This window comes from Buchnera aphidicola (Chaetogeoica yunlongensis) (assembly GCA_039829965.1).
GTDB lineage: Bacteria > Pseudomonadota > Gammaproteobacteria > Enterobacterales > Enterobacteriaceae > Buchnera_B > Buchnera_B aphidicola_BA.
This window is the reverse complement of sequence record CP139909.1, coordinates 311,705-333,498: the sequence shown is the minus strand read 5'-3', so window position 1 is coordinate 333,498 and position 21,794 is coordinate 311,705. Positions and strand designations below refer to the sequence as shown.

The following is a 21,794-nucleotide window of genomic DNA, read 5'->3' as shown; positions in this document are numbered from 1 at the left end:
GATAAAATACTTTTAATTTTCTATTTCAATATAGAATTTCATAAAAATAATTTATATTTTTATATATTTATATTTTGCTGAATTTTTTTTGAATTTATTTAGATTTATTATAAATTTATAAATGTATTTTAATATGATATCATTTAGCATTAATAATTTTTATATATTTTACGTAAATTAAATATGTCTGTATGCATTAGATTAAAAAAAATTTTTGTTAATTTTAATAATAGATCTATTTTATCAAATATTTCATTAATTTTAACATCAAATTGTATTTTAACTTTAGTAGGTCCTAATGGAGCAGGTAAATCTACATTAGTTAAAGTAATTTTAGGATTATTAAAACCTAATCAAGGAAAAGTATATTATAAAAATAATTTACGTATAGGTTATATACCTCAAAATTTAAAATTACATTCTTCTTTACCGATTTCAGTGAATCGTTTTATGAATCTATCTCAATATAAAAATCAGTTGTTGATTAAAAATGTGTTAAATAAAGTTCATGCTAGTAATTTAATAAATATTCCATTACAAAAATTATCTAGTGGTGAAATGCAAAAGATATTATTAGCCCGAGCTTTATTAAATCAACCAGAACTTTTAGTATTAGATGAACCTACTCAAGGAATAGATATTATTGGACAAATAGAATTTTATAAATTGTTAAATCAAATTAAATATGAATTAGAATGTTCTATTTTTATGGTTTCACATGATTTAAATATAGTTATGGCAAATACAGATCAAGTTGTTTGTTTAAATAATCACATATGTTGTTTTGGTCCTCCAGAATCTGTATCTAAAAATTCAAAATTTCTCGCTATTTTTGGAGAAATAGGAAAAAATTCTTTCGCACCGTATTGTCATAAACATGATCATAATCACGATTTTTAAAAATATTATCATTTTATTTTAGTCAAGAGTTTGTTAAATAATGTATAAGTCTTTTTTTTTAGGTTGGCTAGCTGGAGTATTATTAACAATAATCACTGGACCTTTAGGATCTTTTATAATATGGAAACGTATGTCTTCATTTGGAGATACATTATCTCATTCTTCTCTTTTAGGAATATCATGTGCTATTTTATTAAATTTACATCCTTGTTTAACAGTATTTTGTGTAATTCTTTTGTTTGGAATGTTAATTATTTGGTTCAATAACACAACAGTATTATCATTGGATGCTATTTTAAGTATTATTAGTTATAGTTTATTATCATTAGGAATGATATTAATGAATTTTATTTCTAATAATTCTTATAAAAAAAATCAGTTTACTAACTACATTTTTGGAAATTTATTAGAAGTTACTTATGTAGATATTATCTTAATAGCTATTAGTTGTATTATTATACTTTATGTTTTAAAAAAATACTGGAATTTTATGTTATTAGTCACTATTAATTCTGATTTAGCTAAGATAGACGGGATAAATATTACTAAAATAAATTTTATTTTGATTCTTTTAATATCTTTAACAATAGGAATTTCAATAAAATTTTTAGGATCGCTTATAGTTATGTCGTTGTTAGTGATTCCAGCGTCTACAGCACAGCGTTTTTCTAACTCTCCAGAAAAAATGGCTTTTTTATCTACAATATTTGGAATACTATCAATTACTGGAGGTATAATGTTATCTATGTTTTATAAAAATGTTTCAACTAATCCTGCAATAGTATTATGTTCTTCAATTATATTTTTAATAAGTAATATAAAAAAATAATGTAAATTTCACTCTATCTAAAAATAACGCGTTTAATTATAAATATTTATTTTACTTGGAGCGTTAGTAATCAAACAAGTACCTGTAGTTGTTTTCGGAAATGCAATTACATCTCGAATACTTTTATTGTCAGTTAACAACATAGACATTCTATCTAATCCTAGTGCAATACCAGCATGAGGAGGCGTTCCATATTTTAACGCTTGCAAAAAAAAGTCGAAATTATCATTTTGTGATTGTTTATTTATCCCTAAAATATTAAAAATAGTTTTTTGTAATTTATAATTATTTATTCTAACAGAGCCACTTCCTATTTCGCAACCATTAATGACTAAATCGTATGAATCTGAAATTATGTTTTCAAAATTTTTTTTAGAAAAATCTGTATTTGTATTTTTAGGAGAGGTAAAAGGATGATGTGTAGAAACAATATTTCCAAATTCATTTTTTGTAAACAATGGAAAATTAATTACCCAAGTAGGTTTCCAGGCAGAACAATCAATTAAATTAAATTCAGTTCCTAATTTATTTCTTAACATACCCATAATTTTAAATACTAAATCATTTTTTTCACTTAATAAAAATATAATATCTCCATCTTTTGCTGATAATTTAGAAATTAAGCCATATAAAAAATTTTTATCAAATAATATTTTTTGTGATTGTTTTTCGTTATTAAATAAATTTTTATTTACTTTAATATGAAATAAACAACTTTTTGTGTATTTTGTTACAAAATTTTTATACTCATATATTTTTTGTATGTTCAAAGATGAACCACCTGGAATACACATAACAACAGTATTAAAATTAAATTTATTATGATCATGAAAAAAAGTATTGTTAGTTTTTAAAACAAGTGTTTTAATATCTACTAATTTTATAGGATTTCGTAAATCTGGTTTATCAGTTCCATATATTTTCATAGAATCTTGAAATGTTATTTGTGGAAATTTATCAAGAGAAATATTCTTAATATTTTTCCAAATATTTATAATCATTCGTTCGATAATTTTTCTTATTTTTTGTGCGTTTAAAAATGATGCTTCAATATCTATTTGGGTAAATTCAGGTTGTCTATCTGATCTTAAATCTTCATCTCTGAAACATTTAGCAATTTGATAATATCTATCTATTCCAGATATCATTAATAATTGTTTAAATAATTGAGGGGATTGAGGTAATGCATAATATTTGTTTTTATGAAGTCTACTTGGGACAATATAGTCTCTTGCACCTTCGGGTGTAGATTTAGTAAGTATTGGAGTTTCAATATCTAAAAAATGATTTTTTTGCATGAATTTTCTAATAATATTTGTTATATTATTTCTTATAATAATATTATTAATCATATCAGGACGTCTTAAATCTAGATAACGAAATTTCAATCGTATTTCTTCTATATTCTTTGACTTTAAATCTATAGGTAAAGGCAATGATTGATTAAAAATTTTTAATTTTGAAGCATGGATTTCTATTTCACCTGTCGATATTTTTTTATTTTTATTTTTTTTAATGCGCTTACAAACTATTCCAGAAATCTGTACACAAAATTCGTTACGTAAACTAGTGGCTGTTGTAAATAAAGATTTAGATGTTTTTTTAAAAAAAACTTGTACTATTCCTGTACGATCTCTTATATCAATAAATAATATTTCCCCTAAATTTCTAAATTTATTTATCCATCCACATATTCTTATTTTTTTTCCTATATGAAAGTTATTTATTGTTCCACAAAAATGAGTTCTCATTACAATATTTTCTCTTTTCAATAATTATTTTGTGAATTATAAGATATAAAATCTAGTCACAATATTTTATTTATAAAAAAATTATCTGCTTCGAAATATAATTCTACCCTTGCTTAAATCATATGAAGTTAACTCTACAGTTACCTTATCTCCAGTTAAAATTCTTATATAATTTTTTCGCATTTTTCCTGAAATATGCGCTGTAATAATATGTTTATTATCTAATTCTACTCGAAACATAGTATTAGGAAGAGTATCAATGACTACCCCTTGCATTTCAATACAATCTTCTTTCACCATTATTTTTCCTTATTTGCTTTTATTGATATTGATTAAATTATGTATAAAAACATAACCTTTAAAAAATTCATTTATAAACTATATTTTTTATCGAGAAATTTTTCTGCATCTAAAGCAGCCATACATCCACTAGCTGAAGATGTAATTGCTTGTCTATAAACATGATCAACAACATCTCCTGCAGCAAAAATTCCCGGTATATTTGTTTGAGTAGAATTTTCATGTATTCCTGATTGTATCACAATATAATTTTTACTCATTAAAAGTTGATCATGAAAAATATTAGTATTCGGAATATTACCAATAGCTATAAATATTCCAGATATATTTATCATGATGTTTTGTTTAGGAAAATTCTTATTTATTATATTTATTCCAGTGACACCTGATTTATCTCCTAAAATTTTATTGACAGTACATTGTTTGTGTAAAATTATATTTTTACCTACTTTTTTTAACAAATGTTCTATTAATCTTTTTTCTGCTTTAAAAATATTTCTTCTATGAATTAAATGTACCGTACGAGCTATATTTGATAGATATAATGCTTCTTCTACAGCTGTATTTCCACCTCCAACAACAGCAACTATTTTATTTTTATAAAAAAACCCATCACAAACAGCACATGTTGATACTCCATGTCCTAAGAATTTAGTTTCTGTAGATAATCCTAAGTACTTTGGTGAAGATCCGGTTGCTATAATTAGCGAATCACAGGTAAATTTTTCGTTTGTATCGCTAACTAATAAAAATGGTAACTGTTTGAAATTTACCCTTTTAATTTCATTAAATAAAATATTAGTATTTAGTAATTTTGCATGATCATGCATTCTGTTCATTAATTCTAAACCAGTGAGTTTTTTAAAATCTCCTGGCCAATTTTCTATTTGATGTGTATTTACTAGTTGTCCTCCTGGGTTAGTACCTGTAAATAATAATGGTTGTAAATTTGCTCGAGAGGCATAAATTGCTGCAGTATATCCTGCAGGTCCAGAACCTAAAATAATTAGTTTATGGTGTGAAGTTATATTATTTTCCATATTTAGTCAATTTCGATGCGAAAATTTAAAAATTATTAGTTAATTTTATATTTGATTAAATATAATAATTATATCATAGTTTATATTTTAATTTAATATTGAACTAACAGTTAAATTTAAATTGTTACTATAATTATTTTATACAAATAATTTAAAATTCATGCATTTGTTTTGGAATTAATAATTTATGAATATTAGAAAAAATTTTTATATAATTTGTTTTTATATTTTATTTTTACTTGTTAATACAACAACTTCGTTTGCTAATGATTTTACTTTTAAAGATAGAATTAACAAAATAAATAGTTTTTGCTCTAATTTTAAACAAATTGTTATTGATGCTAGTGGTGTTCAAATTCAAAAAGGAATAGGAAAAATTTTGGTAAAAACTCCTGGGAAATTTAAATGGCATTTATTATTTCCACATGAGAATGAAATTATTTCTGATGGAAATATTGTTTGGTTTTATGATCCATTAATTCATCATGTTAGTATTTTTTCTATCAAAGATATTATGGATCACACGCCTTTTATTGTGTTTACTCATAAGCACTTTTCTTTGTTGAATGATTATAAAATTATAAAAAATGGAGATTGTTTTGTATTAACACCTAAAGTAAATATAAACACAATAATTAAATATTGTTCTATTTGTATTGATAAATATGGAGTAATTCGAAAAATAGAATCAATGGAAAAAAATATGTTTAAAAATATTATTTATTTATATAATTACAGAAAAATATCATTAAATAATAATAATTTTAAATTTAAAACTTTTTCAGACTTATCCATTGACGATCAACGATAAGATAAAATAACACTATATAAAATATTACAATTTTTATATTATTTTTATAAAATTAAATTTAAAATATTAAATATTATACTTTAAAATATATATAAAATAATAAATTATGTTAAATCCTACTTTATTACGAAATAATATAGAATTTGTTAAAGAACAATTGAATAAAAGAGGTTTTTCTTTAGATATAAAAAATATCGTACAAATGGAAAAAGAAAGAAAAGATTTGCAAGTTTACGTTGAAACACTGCAATCAAAACACAATATTATATCTAAATTAATTGGGAAAAATAAAAATCAACGAAAAAAATTTTTTTATTTGAAATATAAAGCAAAAAAATTAGTTGAAGATTTAAATCTTGTTAAAATAAAATTAAAACAACTGAAAGAACAAATTTACATTTTTTCTATGAATCTACCTAATCTACCAGACATTAGTGTTCCTGATGGATTAGATAAAAACTATAATCAAGAAATTAGTCGTTGGGGTGTGATTAAAAATTATGATTTTAAAATAAAAAGTCATGTAGAGTTAGGAAATCATTTAAATTATTTTGATTGGAAATCATCTTCAAAAATTTCAGGGTCAAGATTTTTTATCATGAAAGGAAATCTTGCTTTGTTATATAGAGCACTGAGTCAATTTATGTTAGATTTACATGTTAAGAAACATAAATATCTAGAAATGTATGTTCCTTATTTAGTTAATCAAAAAAGTTTATATGGTACAGGTCAATTACCTAAATTTAAATCAGATCTATTTTATGTAAAATTATCTGATGAAAAATTTAATGATAGTATTTTAAACAATTTAATATTAATTCCTACAGCTGAAGTACCATTAACAAATTTGTTTAGAGATTGCATATTGGATGAACTTCAATTACCAATTATGTTAGTATCAAATACACCTTGCTTCCGATCAGAAGCTTTATCATATGGACGTGATACACAAGGTTTAATTCGAACACATCAATTTGATAAAGTAGAAATTGTTCAAATTGTTCATCCAGAACATTCTATGGAAAAATTGGAAGAATTGACATCTCATGCAGAATGTGTGTTAAAACTATTAAAATTACCTTATCGAAAGATTTTGTTATGTGCAGGAGATATGGGGTTTTCATCTTCTAAAACTTATGATTTAGAAGCATGGTTTCCTTACCAAAATACTTATAGAGAAGTTTCATCTTGTTCAAATATGTTAGATTTTCAAGCAAGAAGAATAAAAGCTAGATTTCATTGTAAAAAGAAGAATAAAAAAATATTTATACACACTATTAATGGTTCTGGATTAGCTATTGGTAGAACTTTAGCCTCAATTTTAGAAAACTATCAACAACCAGATGGAAGGATTAAAATTCCAGAAATATTACAAGATAATTATATGAACGGTTTAAAATTTTTAGGATAAATTAAATTGTATTATATTACAATAAATTATTAAGTAAATTATTAATTTGATTATAAATAATAAAAATTTTTAATTTTTAATTAAATTTTTTAGGTGAAATTTAATGCATGAAATTACTGAAATTTACAATTTTAGTCCTGGTCCTTCTATGATTCCAAAGAAAGTATTATTGCAAGCTAAAAAAGAATTTTGTAATTGGAATAATAAAAATAAATCTATTATGGAAATTAGTCATAGAAGTGAAGAATTTATATCTGTTATCCAAGAAATGAAAAAAAATCTAAAGATATTATTGAATATTCCCGATAATTATGAAATTATTTTTTCTCATGGGGGTGCACGAGGACAATTTTCTGCAGTTCCAATGAATTTATTAAATAATAATAATATTAAAAAAAATCAAGTTGATTATGTAAATAGTGGTTACTGGTCTAATTGCGCTACACAAGAAGCTATGAAATATTGCAATAATATAAATATTATTAATATAAATAAAATGAAACATAATAAGATAAAAATATCTTCTATGAAAGATTGGAACATTAATAATAATAGTAAATACCTTCATTATTGTCCAAATGAAACTATTAATGGAATAGCTATTTATGAAGAACCATTTTTTAGTGATGATATTATAGTAGTAGGAGATTTTTCCTCTACTATTCTATCACAAAATATATGTATAAAAAAATATGGTATCATTTATGCTAGCTCACAGAAAAACATTGGTCCATCGGGAGTGACATTGATAATAATTCGTAAAAATTTATTAAAAAATATTAACTTTTATGTACCTTCGATTTTAAACTACAAAATACTTGTTGATAGTAATTCAATGTTTAATACTCCAAATACATTTTCTCTATACTTATCTAATCTAGTAATCAGATGGTTAAAACAATTAGGTGGAATTAGTAAAATTGAAAAAAAAAATATAGAAAAATCAAATATGTTATATAATGTTATAGACAGTACAGATTTCTACATAAATAATATAGACAAGTGTAATCGTTCTAGAATGAATATTCCTTTTAGGATTGTTGATTCTCGATTACATAGTTTGTTCTTAATCGAAGCTGAAAAATATAGATTATATTCTTTAAAAGGTCATAGTATATTAGGAGGTATTAGAGCTTCTCTTTATAATGCTATGCCATTGAAAGGCGTAATACAATTAACTAAATTTATGAAAATTTTTGAAAAAAAATATGGATAAACACCTAATCTAAAATTTATTAAATAAATATTTTACTGTTTGCTAGTAAAGTAAGATTTATATATGGAGAATTATTTTACATGAATAATGTATTGACGTTGAATCCTATTTCTTTAGTGAATGGAACTGTCAAATTACCTGGATCAAAAAGTATTACTAATAGAGCTTTATTACTGTCAGCAATTTCAGAAGGACAGACACATTTAACAAATATGTTATTTAGTCAAGATACAGAATATATGTTAAAAGCGTTGATAAAATGTGGAATTAATATTCATTATTCTAGAAAAAAAATGAATTGTATAATTCATGGATATGCACACCCTTTATATATTAATAAAAAAATTTCTTTGTTTTTAGGTAATGCAGGTACAGCATTTCGTTCATTAACTGCAGCTTTGTCTTTAGAAAATAATGATGTATTATTAACTGGAGATGAACGCATGAAAGATAGGCCTATAAGACATTTAGTCCAAGCATTAACACAAGGAAATGCAAACATAAAGTATCTAGATAAACAAAATTATCCACCAATTAATGTAAAAGGTGGTTTTTTAGGCGGTAAAATTGTTATTAATGGAACTATTTCTAGTCAATTTTTAAGTGCACTACTTATTTCAACCCCTTTAGCTAAATTAAACTCTGTTATTATAGTAAAAAATACATTAGTTTCAAAACCATATATAGATATAACATTAAATTTAATGAAAAAATTTGGTATAAACATAATACACGAACAATATAATCAGTTTAATATAGTAGGATGTCAAAAATATAAATCTCCAAAAAAATATAAAATAGAAGGAGATGCTTCTTCAGCATCATATTTTTTAGCAGCGGCTGCTATTAAAGGTGGATCGGTATCTGTAACTGGAATTGGAAAACACAGCATACAGGGTGACATTAAATTTGCTAATATTTTAAAAAAAATGGGTGCTAATATTACTTTTGGAAAAAATTTTATTACTTGTCAGCGAGGAGAATTATATGGAATTAATTTAGATATGAATGACATTCCTGATTCAGCAATGACTATAGCTATAGTAGCGCTTTTTTCTAAAGGAAAAACTATTATTAGAAACATATATAATTGGCGAGTGAAAGAAACTGATCGATTATCAGCAATGGCGCATGAATTAACAAAAATTGGTGCAAAAATTATAGAAGGAAAAGATTTTATTGAAATCATACCTCCTACAACATTTCTTTATGCTACAATAGATACATATAATGATCATCGGATAGCTATGTGTTTTTCTTTAATAGCACTATCTGACACTAAGGTAACATTATTAAACCCAGATTGTGTAAAAAAAACATTTCCAAATTATTTTGAAGTATTAAAATCTATTTGCATAAATTAAATTTTAATGTATAGTTTTTATATATAATGTTTATTTAATTGTAATAAAATATATTCTTTAATATATATGTAAATTTGTAAAACATAAATTAATATTAAAAATATTTTTAAATGTAGAATTTTTATTATTTTAATAAAATTTTTTCTTAATATGTCTTATAAAAAGTTAGCTCCTGTTATTACTATTGATGGACCTAGTGGGGTTGGAAAAAGTACCATATCTAAAAAAATTTCTAAAATTTTAAATTGGCATGAATTAGAATCAGGCTGGATATACAGAATTTTAGCTGTTTTTATTTTAAAAGATAACATATATATTTCTAAAAAGAATTTAAAGTGTTTATCTAATAGTTTAAATTTTTTTAATTTAATTACACTTATAAATTCAAATCATTGTATAAAAGCTAAAAAGTTATTTAATGATATTAATCAAGAATATATTGGAAACTTAGCTTCAAAATTAGCTTCTATTCCTTATGTTAGACAATTTCTTTTACATCATCAAAGATTGTTCAGACAATTCCCTGGATTAGTAGCTAATGGACGTGATATGGGAACTACAATTTTTCCAGATGCAACAATAAAATTTTTTTTAATATCAGATTTTAAAGTAAGAGTTAATCGACGTTTAATAGAATACAAAAATAGAGGTATTGATGATTATACTTATCAACACATTTTTTTTGAAATGAAAAAGCGTGATATTCGCGATTTTACTAGAAATATATCTCCGTTAATACCTTCCAAAAATGCTATTTTAATAGATTCTACTTACATTAGTTTAAAAAAAGTTATTAAAATAATACTGAATTATATTTTTAATATCGGTATTAATTGACATGTTTATTAATCCTATGATAAGGATATTATAGAATTTTAAAAATATTATTTTTAGCAGAGAAGCTAAAATAAATATTACATCACATTTTATGACATTGAAATGACTGAATCTTTTGCTGAATTATTCGAACAATCTCTGGAAAATATTAACACTAAACCTGGATCAATTATTAAAGGTACTGTTATTTCTATTAACAAAGATACCATATTAGTAGATGCAGGATTAAAATCTGAATCTGAAATTCCTGTAGATCAATTTAAAAATTCCCAAGGAGAACTTGAAGTAAAAATAGGTGATCGAATAGATGTAGCTTTAGATGCTATTGAAGATGGATTTGGAGAAACTATATTATCACGAGAAAAAGCAAAAAGGCATGAAGCATGGTTAATTTTAGAACAAGCTTATAAAGATTCTAAAACAATTATTGGTTTAATTAACGGAAAAGTAAAAGGGGGGTTTACAGTCGAATTAGATGAAATTCGTGCATTTTTACCTGGTTCTTTAGTAGATGTTCGTCCTATGAGAGATACCATTCATTTAGAAGGAAAAGAATTAGAATTTAAAGTAATAAAGCTAGATCAAAAACGTAATAATGTAGTAGTCTCACGAAGAGCAGTTATTGAATCGGATTATCATGCTGAAAAAAGTTTATTGTTAGAAAACTTGAAAGAAGGAATACAGGTAAAAGGAATAATTAAAAATCTTACTGATTACGGAGCATTTGTAGACTTAGGTGGTATTGATGGATTATTACATATAACTGATATGGCATGGAAAAGAGTAAAACATCCTAGTGAAATTGTCAGTATAGGTGATGAAATAAAAGTTCAAATTTTAAAATTTGATCGAGAAAAAACTAGAGTATCTTTAGGTTTAAAACAACTTAGTGAAGATCCATGGACTAATATTTCAGTGCGTTATCCTGAAAAGACTAAAACTACAGGAAGAGTGACTAATTTAACAGAATATGGATGTTTTGTAGAAATCTCAGAAGGTGTAGAAGGATTAGTTCATGTTTCAGAAATGGATTGGACGAATAAAAATATTCACCCATCAAAAGTTGTACAAGTTGACTCTATTGTACAAGTTATTATATTAGATATAGATGAAAAAAGAAGAAGGATTTCTTTAGGATTAAAACAATGCAAAAAGAATCCATGGAAAGAATTTTCAGCAAAATATAATAAAGGAAGTTGTGTTCAAGGAAAGATCAAATCTATTACAGATTTTGGAATATTTATTGGTTTAGAAGGTGGTATTGATGGTCTAGTTCATTTATCAGATATATCTTGGAACATTCCTGGAGAAGAAGTAATTATTAAGTATAAAAAAGGAAAAGATATCTCTGCTATTGTTTTACAAGTTGATCCAATTAGAGAACGGATTTCATTAGGTATTAAACAATTAGAAGAAGATCCATTTTTAAAATATATTACTAATAATCCCCAAGGAAGCATAGTATCTGGAACTATTAAAAAAGTTAATGATAAAGTAGTTATAGTTTTATTATCACAATATATAGAAGGACATATAACATTATCTAATTTATCTGAAGATGATTTAGAAAATAAAAAATATTGGAAAAAAATGATAGTTGGAGATATTATCGAATCAAAAATAAATAGTATAGATAAAAAAGCAAGAATAATTTATTTATCTATGATTTTGAAAAAAAAATTAGAAATGAATAGTTTGAATGAAAATAATAACACTATAAAAGATAAAAAGAAAGAAAAAAATTTTTCTAATGCTATGATTGAAGCTTTTAAAGCAGCACAAACTACTGACTAAATTTTATATGTTATTTTATTTATTTATATAACGTAATATATATAAAATTAACTTTTTATTATATTAAATTTTTTAAAATTACACTTAATTTTTGTTATTCAATGTTCATTATTTATAATTAGATATTAATAGTACTAAGTTGCTAGATATAAATTAACATCTCAGCAATTTAGTACTATTAATGAAAATTAAATATGCTCATCTTTGGAAACATGTTATGAAAAAAAAAATTATTATTTCTAATTGGAAATTGCATGGAAACATGAAATTATTAGAAACACTATTACAACCATTAAATAAGTTTTTTTCTCAATATACTCAAAAGAATAAATTTAAGAAATTAATTATTCTTCCTCCTTATTTATATTTATATCCAGCTAAAAAAATCATTTCTTGTAAAAATATTTTTATAGGTTCACAAAACGTAGATGTAAATTTATCTGGGGCTTTTACTGGAGAAATATCTATTGATATGTTAAAAGATATTGGAGTAAAATATGTTTTAGTAGGACATTCTGAAAGACGAGAACATCATCAAGAAAATGATATTAGTATAGCTAAAAAATTTAAGTTAGTTAAAGATGCTAACTTAATTCCAATATTATGTATCGGAGAAACGAAAAAAGATTATTTATTATCTCGTACTCAAGAAATATGTAAAACTCAAATAAAATCAATTTTTGATTTATTAGGAAAAACTGGATTTTGTAATTCTATTATAGCATATGAACCTAGATGGGTTATTGGTTCTAAAAATATACCTTCTATTTCGTTTATAACAAACATATTAACATTTATTACAAATTATATTTTAAAAAAACAAAATTCAAATAAAAAATCTTTTCATGTTCAATATGGAGGTGCAATAAACAATAACAATGTTACAGAATTTGAAAATGTTAATTGTATAGATGGATATTTAATCGGTTCTTCATCATTGTCATTAGAATGTTTTATAGATATTATAAAAAAATTATAAAAATTATTTTTAGATAAATGAAAAAAATTTTTGTTAAATAGTATAAAATAATATTTTTTATTTTAATAACATATTTATTAAATCTACAATATAATGAAATTAATGTTTATATTAGTTTTTTTTTGAAATAAATTCTATAGAATTTTCTCAAATAATATTCATAGATAATATTTTTATCTCAATAAATTTCTGTAGAATAACTATTCTAAATTTATTATGATTTAAATGTTTTTAAATAAAAATTTATAGTAATCAATTAAAATAAATAACTAATGTATAAAATTGAATTTATAACAAATATGATTTTTACAGTGTATAAATTCAATGAATATAAAAACTAATTTTATAAAAATTAACACACGTATTCTATTTTAGGAAAATAAAATAAATATTTATATGAACATGATTTTTTTCGCTCTGTTGAAATGTTCTAATACAATTTTTTAGCTGTTTTTAACCAATCAAATTTTAATGAACGTGGCATTTTTTCTAATGCATGTGTAATATCATGATTGACCATGCGTTCATTTATAGTGCCTATACATCTGCCTTTTATTCCTTTTAATATTAATTTTACCGAATATTCACCCATTCTAGAAGCAAGAATTCTATCATATGCTACTGGAACACCTCCTCTTTGTATATGTCCCAATATTGTTGCTCTAGTATCTCTATTTGTTTTTTTTTGAATATATTTTGCTAATTTATCGACATTACAAATGGATTCTGTAATAGCTACTATTGCGTGTTTTTTCCCTTTTTTTATTCCAGCTTTTATTTCTTGAACTAATTCTTCTTTAGTAAATTTTATTTCTGGTAAAACTATGAATTCGCATCCTCCAGCTATAGCAGCAGATAAAGTTAAATCACCACATTTTCTTCCCATTACCTCTACAATAGAAATTCTTTGATGTGAAGAAGAAGTATCTCTTAATTTATCAATAGCTTTTACTACAGTGTCTAGAGCGGTAAAATATCCTATAGTATAATCTGTACCAGCTACGTCATTATCAATAGTTCCTGGTATACTAATGCAAGGAAATCCCATTTCTGTTAATTTTTTTGCTCCAATATATGAACCATTTCCTCCAATTATTACTAAAAATTCAATTTTTCTTTTTTTCATATTTTCAATTGCAATAGATCTTATTTCTTTTTTATGGAAATCAGAAAATCTTGCTGATCCTAAAAATGTCCCTCCTTTATTAATTATATCGGAAACACTATATCTATCTAAACGAGACATTCTATTTTCATATAATCCAAAATAACCATCGTATATTCCAAACACCTCTAAATTTTTACTTAAGGCAGTTCTTACGACTCCCCTAATGGCGGCATTCATTCCTGGAGCATCACCACCACTTGTTAAAACACCAATTTTTTTAGTCATAAAATTTTCTTAAAATTATATAGTTGATGAAGAATTCAAATAAATAATTTAACTTAAATTAATATAAGAAATAATATAAAATTAACTTTTACAATTTTAAATTTGTTTATTATGCATAAAGTATATTGAAAATATTATTTCAAATGATAATATTTTGTAGGTTCAAGTTTTTCATCAAATTCATATATTATCGGAGATCCAGTAGGAATATCTAAATTTATAATATCAGCGTCATCAATGTTACTAAGATATTTTATTAAAGCTCTTAAAGAATTTCCATGTGCTACTACAATAATACTATTATTTTTTTTTAAACAAGGTAAAATCTCATTATGCCAATAAGGTAATACTCTACTAGTAGTTAATTGTAAACTTTCTGATCTAGGTAATATATTAATATCTATATCATGATATTGAGGATTAGTAGCTAACATTGCTTTTTTTTCATGTGATATTTTAGGAGGAGTGACATGAAAACTTCTTCTCCACATTTGTACTTTGGTATTTCCATATTTTTTAATAATGTCATTTTTATTTTTTCCTTCTAATGCTCCATAGTGTCGTTCATTTAACCTCCAAGTTTTTTTTATTGGAATCCAGGATTTGTTAAGATATTTGATAATAATCCATAATGTATGAATAGCTCGTTTTAATACTGATGTATATGCATAATTAAAGTTATTAAATCCTTTTTTTTCTAAAAATATTGCTGCTTGTAATGCTTCTTGTACTCCGTTTTCAGATAAATCTATATCATGCCATCCAGTAAATCTATTTAATTGATTCCATTTACTTTCGCCATGTCGCATTAAAACTAATTTATATGTTTTCATAGTTTTTTACCTTGTTAAATATAAATAAAATTATATAATGTTCTTAAAACAATAATTACTAATTTTATTTAAAATATATTTTATATATACATTATCTAAAAAAATATATAATTGTTAATATTAATAAGTTATTTTGTACTTATAAACATAATTTTTTTATATTAAATATTTTAAAATATTAGATAGTTATTGTTCTAATTATTTTTTTGTTTTATTATTATAGTATGTATATTAAGGTTTTTAGTTTATTTTTTTTTTATTAAAAAAAAGAATTATATATTGTATCTAATTTTTTATGAAATTATTTTTTAAAATTATTTACAATGCTACCTTAATTTTTGTAGAATTCAATAATAATTAAATAATCAATGCATTAAATTATAAAGTATAACTTCTAAAATTTATTAAAATGTTTTTATAAAAATTTAATAATAGTATAAAGCTAATACATGTATATAATCTTTAATATGGTACGATAAACTATTTATTAATTCATACTAAAAAATATTTCAATATTACAAATAAATTTAGTTTGTGTTAATTATTTTAATGATATATTAGTTTAAATACATTTCTGTTTATATAATAGCAATAAATAAAATTTAATTATATTAAAATTAGGAATTTAAAAATGAAATCAAATATAATATTTAAAATAATAATGCTTACATTACCAATAACAACAGCATTTTCTTGTAGTTTACCAAATGATAAAATTGTTAAAGATAGTAAAATCAGTTCTAATGTTGAAACTACACCACCAACTACAACAGAAAAAAGTAGCAGTACGACTCCTAAACATTCTGTTAGTGTGAGTTTTTCTGAAAAAAACACTGATGAACAATTAACACCATTTAAACAAGAAAATTTGATTTATTTTTCTTTTAACGATTACAATATAAATTCAAAGTTTTCTCAAAACTTAAATGATTTAGCTAAATTCTTATGTGATCATCCAAGTCAAAAGATTCTTATTGAAGGCCACACAGACAATCGTGGAACCATTAATTATAATCTTCACTTAGGAGAAAAAAGAGCGAATTCAGTAAAATTATATTTAAAAAGTAAAGGTGTATCAGACGAACAAATTTCTACTGTGTCTTATGGACCAAATAAACCTTTTGAAGCAGGAGATAAGGAAAGTACATACGCAAAAAATAGACGTTCTGTAATTGTATATAGATAATTTTGTATTTACTTTATAATTGGTGCTAAGATTAATCATAGCACCAAGTTAAAAAAATAAATTTAATTTATTAATATTAACTTTATATATTTAAAATGATACGATTAAAATCTTCCAGTAGTTCTTTTATTTTTAATAAAAAACCTACAGATTCTTTACCATCAATTAATCGATGGTCATAAGATAATGCTAAATACATCATCGGAAGAATTTTTATATTTTCTTTTACAACAACGGGTCTTTTTTTTATAATATGCATTCCTAAAATTGCTGATTGAGGTGGGTTTAATAATGGTGTAGAAAATAATGATCCAAACACACCTCCATTGGTAATGGTAAAATTTCCTCCTATTAAATCATCAATAGTTAATTTTGAATTTTTTCCTTTTTCAGAAAAATTTTTTATTTCTCGTTCTATTTCTGACATACTCATTAAATCTACATTTCTTAATACTGGCGTTACTAGTCCTCTAGGTGTAGAAATAGCAATACTAATATCAAAATAATTGTAATAAATGATTTCTTCGTTATCAATAGATGCATTAATTTCGGGAAAACTTTTTAATGCTTCAACGACTGATTTTACATAAAAAGACATTAATCCTAATTTAATCCCATATTTTTTTTTAAATAGTTCTCCATATTTCTGTCTTAAATTAATTATACATGTCATATCGACTTCATTAAATGTTGTTAAAGAAGCTGTATTTCGTTTGGTTTCAAGCAATCTTTCAGCAATTTTTTTTCTTAGATTCGTCATAGGAATTCTTTTTATGCTTCTATTTTGCTCTGTTTGATTTAAAAAATTGTTGTTTTTATTAGAACTTTTTTCTGTCATGTTTTTTTTTAAAAAAATAGTGTTTAAATAATTTAAAACATCCGTTCGGGTTAATCTATTTTTTATTCCAGTAGCTAATATATTAAATTTTTTTAAGTTATATGAACAAATAAGACGTCTTACAGCGGGACTATAAAGATTTTTTATTGATTTTAAAAAATTCACAGTCGAAAAATTAGATATTTTAATATTATTAGTGTTTTTAACTAAAAATAAATCATTTTTTGTAATATTTTTTTTAAGTAATGTTCCTATAACTTGTTTTGAAGAAACTTTGTGTCCACTTTTTGCAAGAATGGAATTTAATATTCCAGTATCTGGAGATGGTATTTCTAATACTACTTTATCAGTTTCAATATCTATTAAAATCTCATCTTCTTTAACAAATTCTCCTTTCTTTTTATACCATGATATTATTGTAGCATTATTGACAGACTCGGGAAGATCTGGAATAAGAATATTAATTATTGTCATTTTTATCTCTTGATCTAATCTATGTTTAAAGCATTATTAATTATTGTTTTTTGTTGTTTTTGATGAACTTTACTATATCCTGTAGCTGTAGACGAAGATTCAGGTCTTCCAATATAATTTAATATAGACATTTTAGGTAATATTTTTTTTAAATAAAGTTTGCTATAATACCAAGCTCCTTGATTAAGAGGTTCTTCTTGACACCAGATAAAATTTTTTACATGTTTATAAGTTTTAAATATTTTTAATAATTTTTGAGTAGGAAAGGGATATAATTGTTCTATACGAAGAATGGCTATATTATTCTGTTTATTAAATCGACGTTGTACTAATAAATCATAATATATCTTTCCTGAACATAAAATTATTTTTTTTACTTTATTATTATCAAATATATCAATTTCATCAATAACTTCTTTAAATTTGCTATTAGAAAATTCTGAAAATGAAGAAAAAGTTAATGGTAATCTTAAAATAGATTTCGGTGACATAATAATTAGTGGTTTTTTTATTTTACACAATGCTTGTTGTCGTATAATGTGATAAATTTGAAATGCTGTTGTAGGTATTACCACTCTAATATTATTATCAGATGATAATTGAAGGTATCTTTCTATACGAGCTGATGAATGTTCAGGTCCTTGTCCTTCATAACCATGTGGTAAAAAAATTATTAAATTACATGTAATGTTCCATTTTTGTTCACCTGAACAAATAAATTGATCGATAACAATTTGTGCTCCATTAGCAAAATCTCCAAATTGAGCTTCCCATATATTTAATATATTTTTTTGTTCTATAGAATATCCGTATTCAAATGCTAAAGCGGCTTCTTCTGATAAAACAGAGTTCCAAATATAAAATTTTCCTTGGTTCGAATTTATATGATTTAAAGGAATGTATTCCGAATTATTTTTTTGGTCATATATTACTGCATGTCTTTGAAAAAATGTTCCTCTACAAACATCTTCACCAGATAATCGACATGATATACCATGATTTAATAATGATGCATAAGCTAATAATTCTGCAGAACTCCAATCAAATAATTTTTGTTCATTAGCCATATCTAATCTATCTTGGTATATTTTAAATACACGATTATGTAATGATATATCGAGAGGAAGATAAAAAATTTTTTTCGCTAATAATTTTAAATTATCTATAGAAATGTTTTTAATAGAATAATCTAACACTTTAAATTTATTAGAGTTAGATAATAAAAATTTATTGCTATCATATTTAACATAATTACTCTTACATAAATTATATGATATATCTATTTTTGTTTTAAAAGAATTTTTATAATTTTTTAAATAATTTTCATCAATTATTTTTTTTAACAGTAGTTTTTTATTATAAATATTTACTACAGTGGGAATAGTATCAATTTTAGAGTACATTAAGGGTTGTGTCACTTTCGGATTATCGATTTCATTATGTCCATGACGTCTATAACAAGTTAAATTTATAAAAACATCTTTTTTAAAATAAAATCTATAATCTAGTGCTAAACGTATTATAAAAATTGAAGATTCTGGATCATTAGCATTAATATGAAAAATAGGTGAATCAATCATTTTGGCAATATCTGTACAATATTCACTAGTACGTAAATCTTTTTTTTGTGAAGTAGTGAATCCTATTTGATTATCTATGACGATATGAATACTTCCTCCTACTTCATATCCCCTAACTTGAGACATGTTAAGTAATTCTTGAACTACCCCTTGTCCAGAAATAGCTGCATCACCATGTATAATTATTGGCAAAACATTATTAGATGTTAAATTTGTATGAGATTCAATATACGCTCGAGATGATCCGATAACTACAGGATTAATAATTTCTAAATGAGAAGGATTTGATTTTAATTCCAAAATAATTTTTTTAAGTCCTATTTTTTTAATGTAATTAAATCCCATATGATATTTAACATCACCACTATGAGAAAAATTTAAATTATTTTCAAAAAATTCGTTAAAAATATTCTCAATAGGTTTATTTAGAATGTTAGCTAGTACATTTAATCGACCTCTGTGGGGCATTCCAAAAATTATTTTATTTACATTAAATTTTTGTGTATAATGTATTATTTCTTTTAGAATAGGTATTAAGGTTTCAGAACCTTCTATAGAAAAACGTTTAGAACCAGGAAATTTAGCAGAAAAATATTGTTCTAATGTTTCAGATATAATTAAATTTTTAAATAGTTTTATTTTTTCATTGTTTTTTAGAAAATCTTCATTATTTCTATTTTCAATATAATTTTGGATCCACTTTCTTTCTTTAGTGTTATCAATATGCATATATTGATACCCAATAGTATTACTATAAATTTTTTTTAAATGTGAGAATAAAATTTCCAAATTAATATTATTTAAAACATGTTTGGATAAATTTATTGAAAAAATTGCTTGTAAATTAAAATTATTATTTTTTTTCAAAAATGTATTCCAAGAAAATTTTTTAGAATTTTTAAAACATGTTAAAGGATTAATATTTGCAAATTTATATCCTATAGTACGAAACAAATTAATTAGTTTTATGGCTAACACTATATTGTTATGATTTTGTTTTTTAGAATGTAGTGATGATGTTGTAGATTCTAAATTTAAATGATTATTTTTTGATAGTTCTTGAAAAATAGTTTTCCATGAATTACTTATTGAATCTGGATCTAATAAAAATTTTTTGTATAAATTATTTAAATAAGAATAATTCGAACTAGTTAACCATGATAATCGAAACATATGTTTGTACATAATCTAATTTTCTCATGAATATATTATAAAACTCTATAAATGTTACCCTAAGTTAAAAACATAAAACTATTTAATAAATATTAAAATTTTTATGTTAAATATTTTAATATTTATATAATAAATTATGCTAAAATTTTTTATAAACACTCTTTGTATAAATATATGATGTTAAATATTTTAATATTAAATATTTAAAAATTTGAATAAAAATCAATAAAAATAATATTAATTTATTTTTTTATTATCAACGCCTTATTGACAATTAATAAGTATTTTTTAAGTTGATAATTAAGAAGTATGTTTAAGGTGATAATTATATAGGATTGTTAATATTAATAAATTTAATATTTAAATTAAATTGAGATTTTAACCAATTAGTTAAAGCTTGTATTCCTCCTATTTCACTAGCGTGATGACCTATAGAAAAAAAATGTATGTTATTTTCTCTCACATAATGAATAGTTTCTTCAGATACTTCGCCTGTTAAAAATGTATCTATTTCAGATCGTGAAGTAAAATTTATTAGTTTTTGTCCTTTTCCGCTACTCCAAGCAACTTTATAAATTTTTTTTGTTATAGTATTAGCACCATAATACAATGGAATCCTATCTAATTTTTTTGTCAATAAGTTAGTCATTGTTTCTAATGTAATAGGTTTCTCAAAAAAACCCCATGGAATCATAGGTGTAATGTATCCTTTAATATTGATATTTAATATTTTTCCTATTTGAATATTATTTCCTAAAATCGGATGTAGATCTAGCGGTAAATGCCAGCTGTATAAATTAATATCGTTTTTTAGTAAAGATTTTATTCTTTTTCTATTCATGCCTGTGATAGTTCTATCATCATTATTCCAAAATATACCATGATGTACAATGATGGCATTTGCTTTATTTAAAATAGCTAAATCAATTAAGGATTGACATGCAGTAACACCAGTAATTATTTTTTTTATATTTGGACAACCTTCTATTTGCAGTCCATTTGGACAAAAATCATTATATTTTTTAGAACTTAATTTTTCGTTAATTACGTTTTCTAATTCAAAATTTTTCATGTTAATCTCTAAT

The 21,794-nt window shown here is 23.4% G+C and carries 18 protein-coding genes; 10 read left to right on the top strand and 8 right to left on the bottom strand.

Annotated elements, in window-relative coordinates; all coding sequences use genetic code 11:
• The first annotated feature begins 183 nt into the window (after positions 1–183).
• Both znuC and UAR70_01445 read left to right on the top strand, forming a co-directional pair.
• Positions 184–900: a zinc ABC transporter ATP-binding protein ZnuC gene (gene znuC / locus UAR70_01450; GenBank protein ID XBC39540.1), complete on the top strand. Its 717-nt coding sequence runs from the start codon at positions 184–186 to the stop codon at positions 898–900.
• Between the two features lie 40 nt (positions 901–940).
• Positions 941–1,729 carry an iron chelate uptake ABC transporter family permease subunit gene (locus UAR70_01445; protein ID XBC39539.1) on the top strand — a complete coding sequence of 263 codons (789 nt, stop codon included), beginning with the start codon at positions 941–943 and terminating at the stop codon, positions 1,727–1,729.
• 32 nt (positions 1,730–1,761) lie between these two features.
• Here the strand turns inward: UAR70_01445 and aspS are convergent, their stop codons facing one another.
• The 3 genes from aspS to trxB form a co-directional block, all read right to left on the bottom strand.
• On the bottom strand, positions 1,762–3,480 hold the full coding sequence (gene aspS / locus UAR70_01440) for an aspartate--tRNA ligase (protein XBC39986.1): 1,719 nt from the start codon (positions 3,478–3,480) through the stop codon (positions 1,762–1,764).
• Positions 3,481–3,561: 81 nt separating this feature from the next.
• Positions 3,562–3,780, bottom strand: a complete 219-nt coding sequence (gene infA, locus UAR70_01435) for a translation initiation factor IF-1 (protein XBC39538.1) — start codon at positions 3,778–3,780, stop codon at positions 3,562–3,564.
• 71 nt (positions 3,781–3,851) lie between these two features.
• Complete coding sequence (gene trxB, locus UAR70_01430) at positions 3,852–4,820, bottom strand: thioredoxin-disulfide reductase (protein ID XBC39537.1); 969 nt, start codon at positions 4,818–4,820, stop codon at positions 3,852–3,854.
• Positions 4,821–5,007: 187 nt separating this feature from the next.
• Between trxB and lolA the strand changes: the two genes are divergently transcribed.
• From lolA to tpiA, 7 genes are all read left to right on the top strand, one after another.
• Entirely contained in the window at positions 5,008–5,631 is a 624-nt protein-coding gene (gene lolA / locus UAR70_01425) for an outer membrane lipoprotein chaperone LolA (protein ID XBC39536.1), read from the top strand.
• Positions 5,632–5,737: 106 nt separating this feature from the next.
• A complete protein-coding gene (serS, locus tag UAR70_01420; protein XBC39535.1) occupies positions 5,738–7,042 on the top strand; it encodes a serine--tRNA ligase in 1,305 nt (434 codons plus the stop codon).
• A 112-nt stretch (positions 7,043–7,154) separates the two neighbouring features.
• On the top strand, positions 7,155–8,258 hold the full coding sequence (gene serC / locus UAR70_01415; GenBank protein XBC39985.1) for a 3-phosphoserine/phosphohydroxythreonine transaminase: 1,104 nt from the start codon (positions 7,155–7,157) through the stop codon (positions 8,256–8,258).
• 80 nt (positions 8,259–8,338) lie between these two features.
• On the top strand, positions 8,339–9,622 hold the full coding sequence (gene aroA / locus UAR70_01410; GenBank protein ID XBC39534.1) for a 3-phosphoshikimate 1-carboxyvinyltransferase: 1,284 nt from the start codon (positions 8,339–8,341) through the stop codon (positions 9,620–9,622).
• 150 nt (positions 9,623–9,772) lie between these two features.
• Positions 9,773–10,459: a (d)CMP kinase gene (gene cmk / locus UAR70_01405; GenBank protein ID XBC39533.1), complete on the top strand. Its 687-nt coding sequence runs from the start codon at positions 9,773–9,775 to the stop codon at positions 10,457–10,459.
• A 102-nt stretch (positions 10,460–10,561) separates the two neighbouring features.
• Positions 10,562–12,253: a 30S ribosomal protein S1 gene (rpsA, locus tag UAR70_01400; protein XBC39532.1), complete on the top strand. Its 1,692-nt coding sequence runs from the start codon at positions 10,562–10,564 to the stop codon at positions 12,251–12,253.
• Between the two features lie 217 nt (positions 12,254–12,470).
• Entirely contained in the window at positions 12,471–13,232 is a 762-nt protein-coding gene (gene tpiA, locus UAR70_01395) for a triose-phosphate isomerase (GenBank protein XBC39531.1), read from the top strand.
• Positions 13,233–13,662: 430 nt separating this feature from the next.
• Here the strand turns inward: tpiA and pfkA are convergent, their stop codons facing one another.
• Entirely contained in the window at positions 13,663–14,625 is a 963-nt protein-coding gene (gene pfkA / locus UAR70_01390; GenBank protein XBC39530.1) for a 6-phosphofructokinase, read from the bottom strand.
• 134 nt (positions 14,626–14,759) lie between these two features.
• Positions 14,760–15,458, bottom strand: a complete 699-nt coding sequence (gene gpmA, locus UAR70_01385; GenBank protein ID XBC39529.1) for a 2,3-diphosphoglycerate-dependent phosphoglycerate mutase — start codon at positions 15,456–15,458, stop codon at positions 14,760–14,762.
• A gap of 631 nt (positions 15,459–16,089) precedes the next feature.
• Between gpmA and UAR70_01380 the strand changes: the two genes are divergently transcribed.
• The gene (locus tag UAR70_01380) at positions 16,090–16,644 is read left to right on the top strand and encodes an OmpA family protein (GenBank protein ID XBC39528.1); all 555 of its coding nucleotides are present in this window, start codon (positions 16,090–16,092) and stop codon (positions 16,642–16,644) included.
• A gap of 82 nt (positions 16,645–16,726) precedes the next feature.
• Here UAR70_01380 and sucB read toward each other — a convergent pair whose 3' ends face one another.
• The 3 genes from sucB to UAR70_01365 form a co-directional block, all read right to left on the bottom strand.
• A complete protein-coding gene (sucB, locus tag UAR70_01375; protein ID XBC39527.1) occupies positions 16,727–17,956 on the bottom strand; it encodes a dihydrolipoyllysine-residue succinyltransferase in 1,230 nt (409 codons plus the stop codon).
• A gap of 14 nt (positions 17,957–17,970) precedes the next feature.
• Positions 17,971–20,721 carry a 2-oxoglutarate dehydrogenase E1 component gene (locus UAR70_01370; GenBank protein ID XBC39526.1) on the bottom strand — a complete coding sequence of 917 codons (2,751 nt, stop codon included), beginning with the start codon at positions 20,719–20,721 and terminating at the stop codon, positions 17,971–17,973.
• A 313-nt stretch (positions 20,722–21,034) separates the two neighbouring features.
• The gene (locus UAR70_01365; protein ID XBC39525.1) at positions 21,035–21,781 is read right to left on the bottom strand and encodes a Nif3-like dinuclear metal center hexameric protein; all 747 of its coding nucleotides are present in this window, start codon (positions 21,779–21,781) and stop codon (positions 21,035–21,037) included.
• Positions 21,782–21,794: the final 13 nt, after the last annotated feature.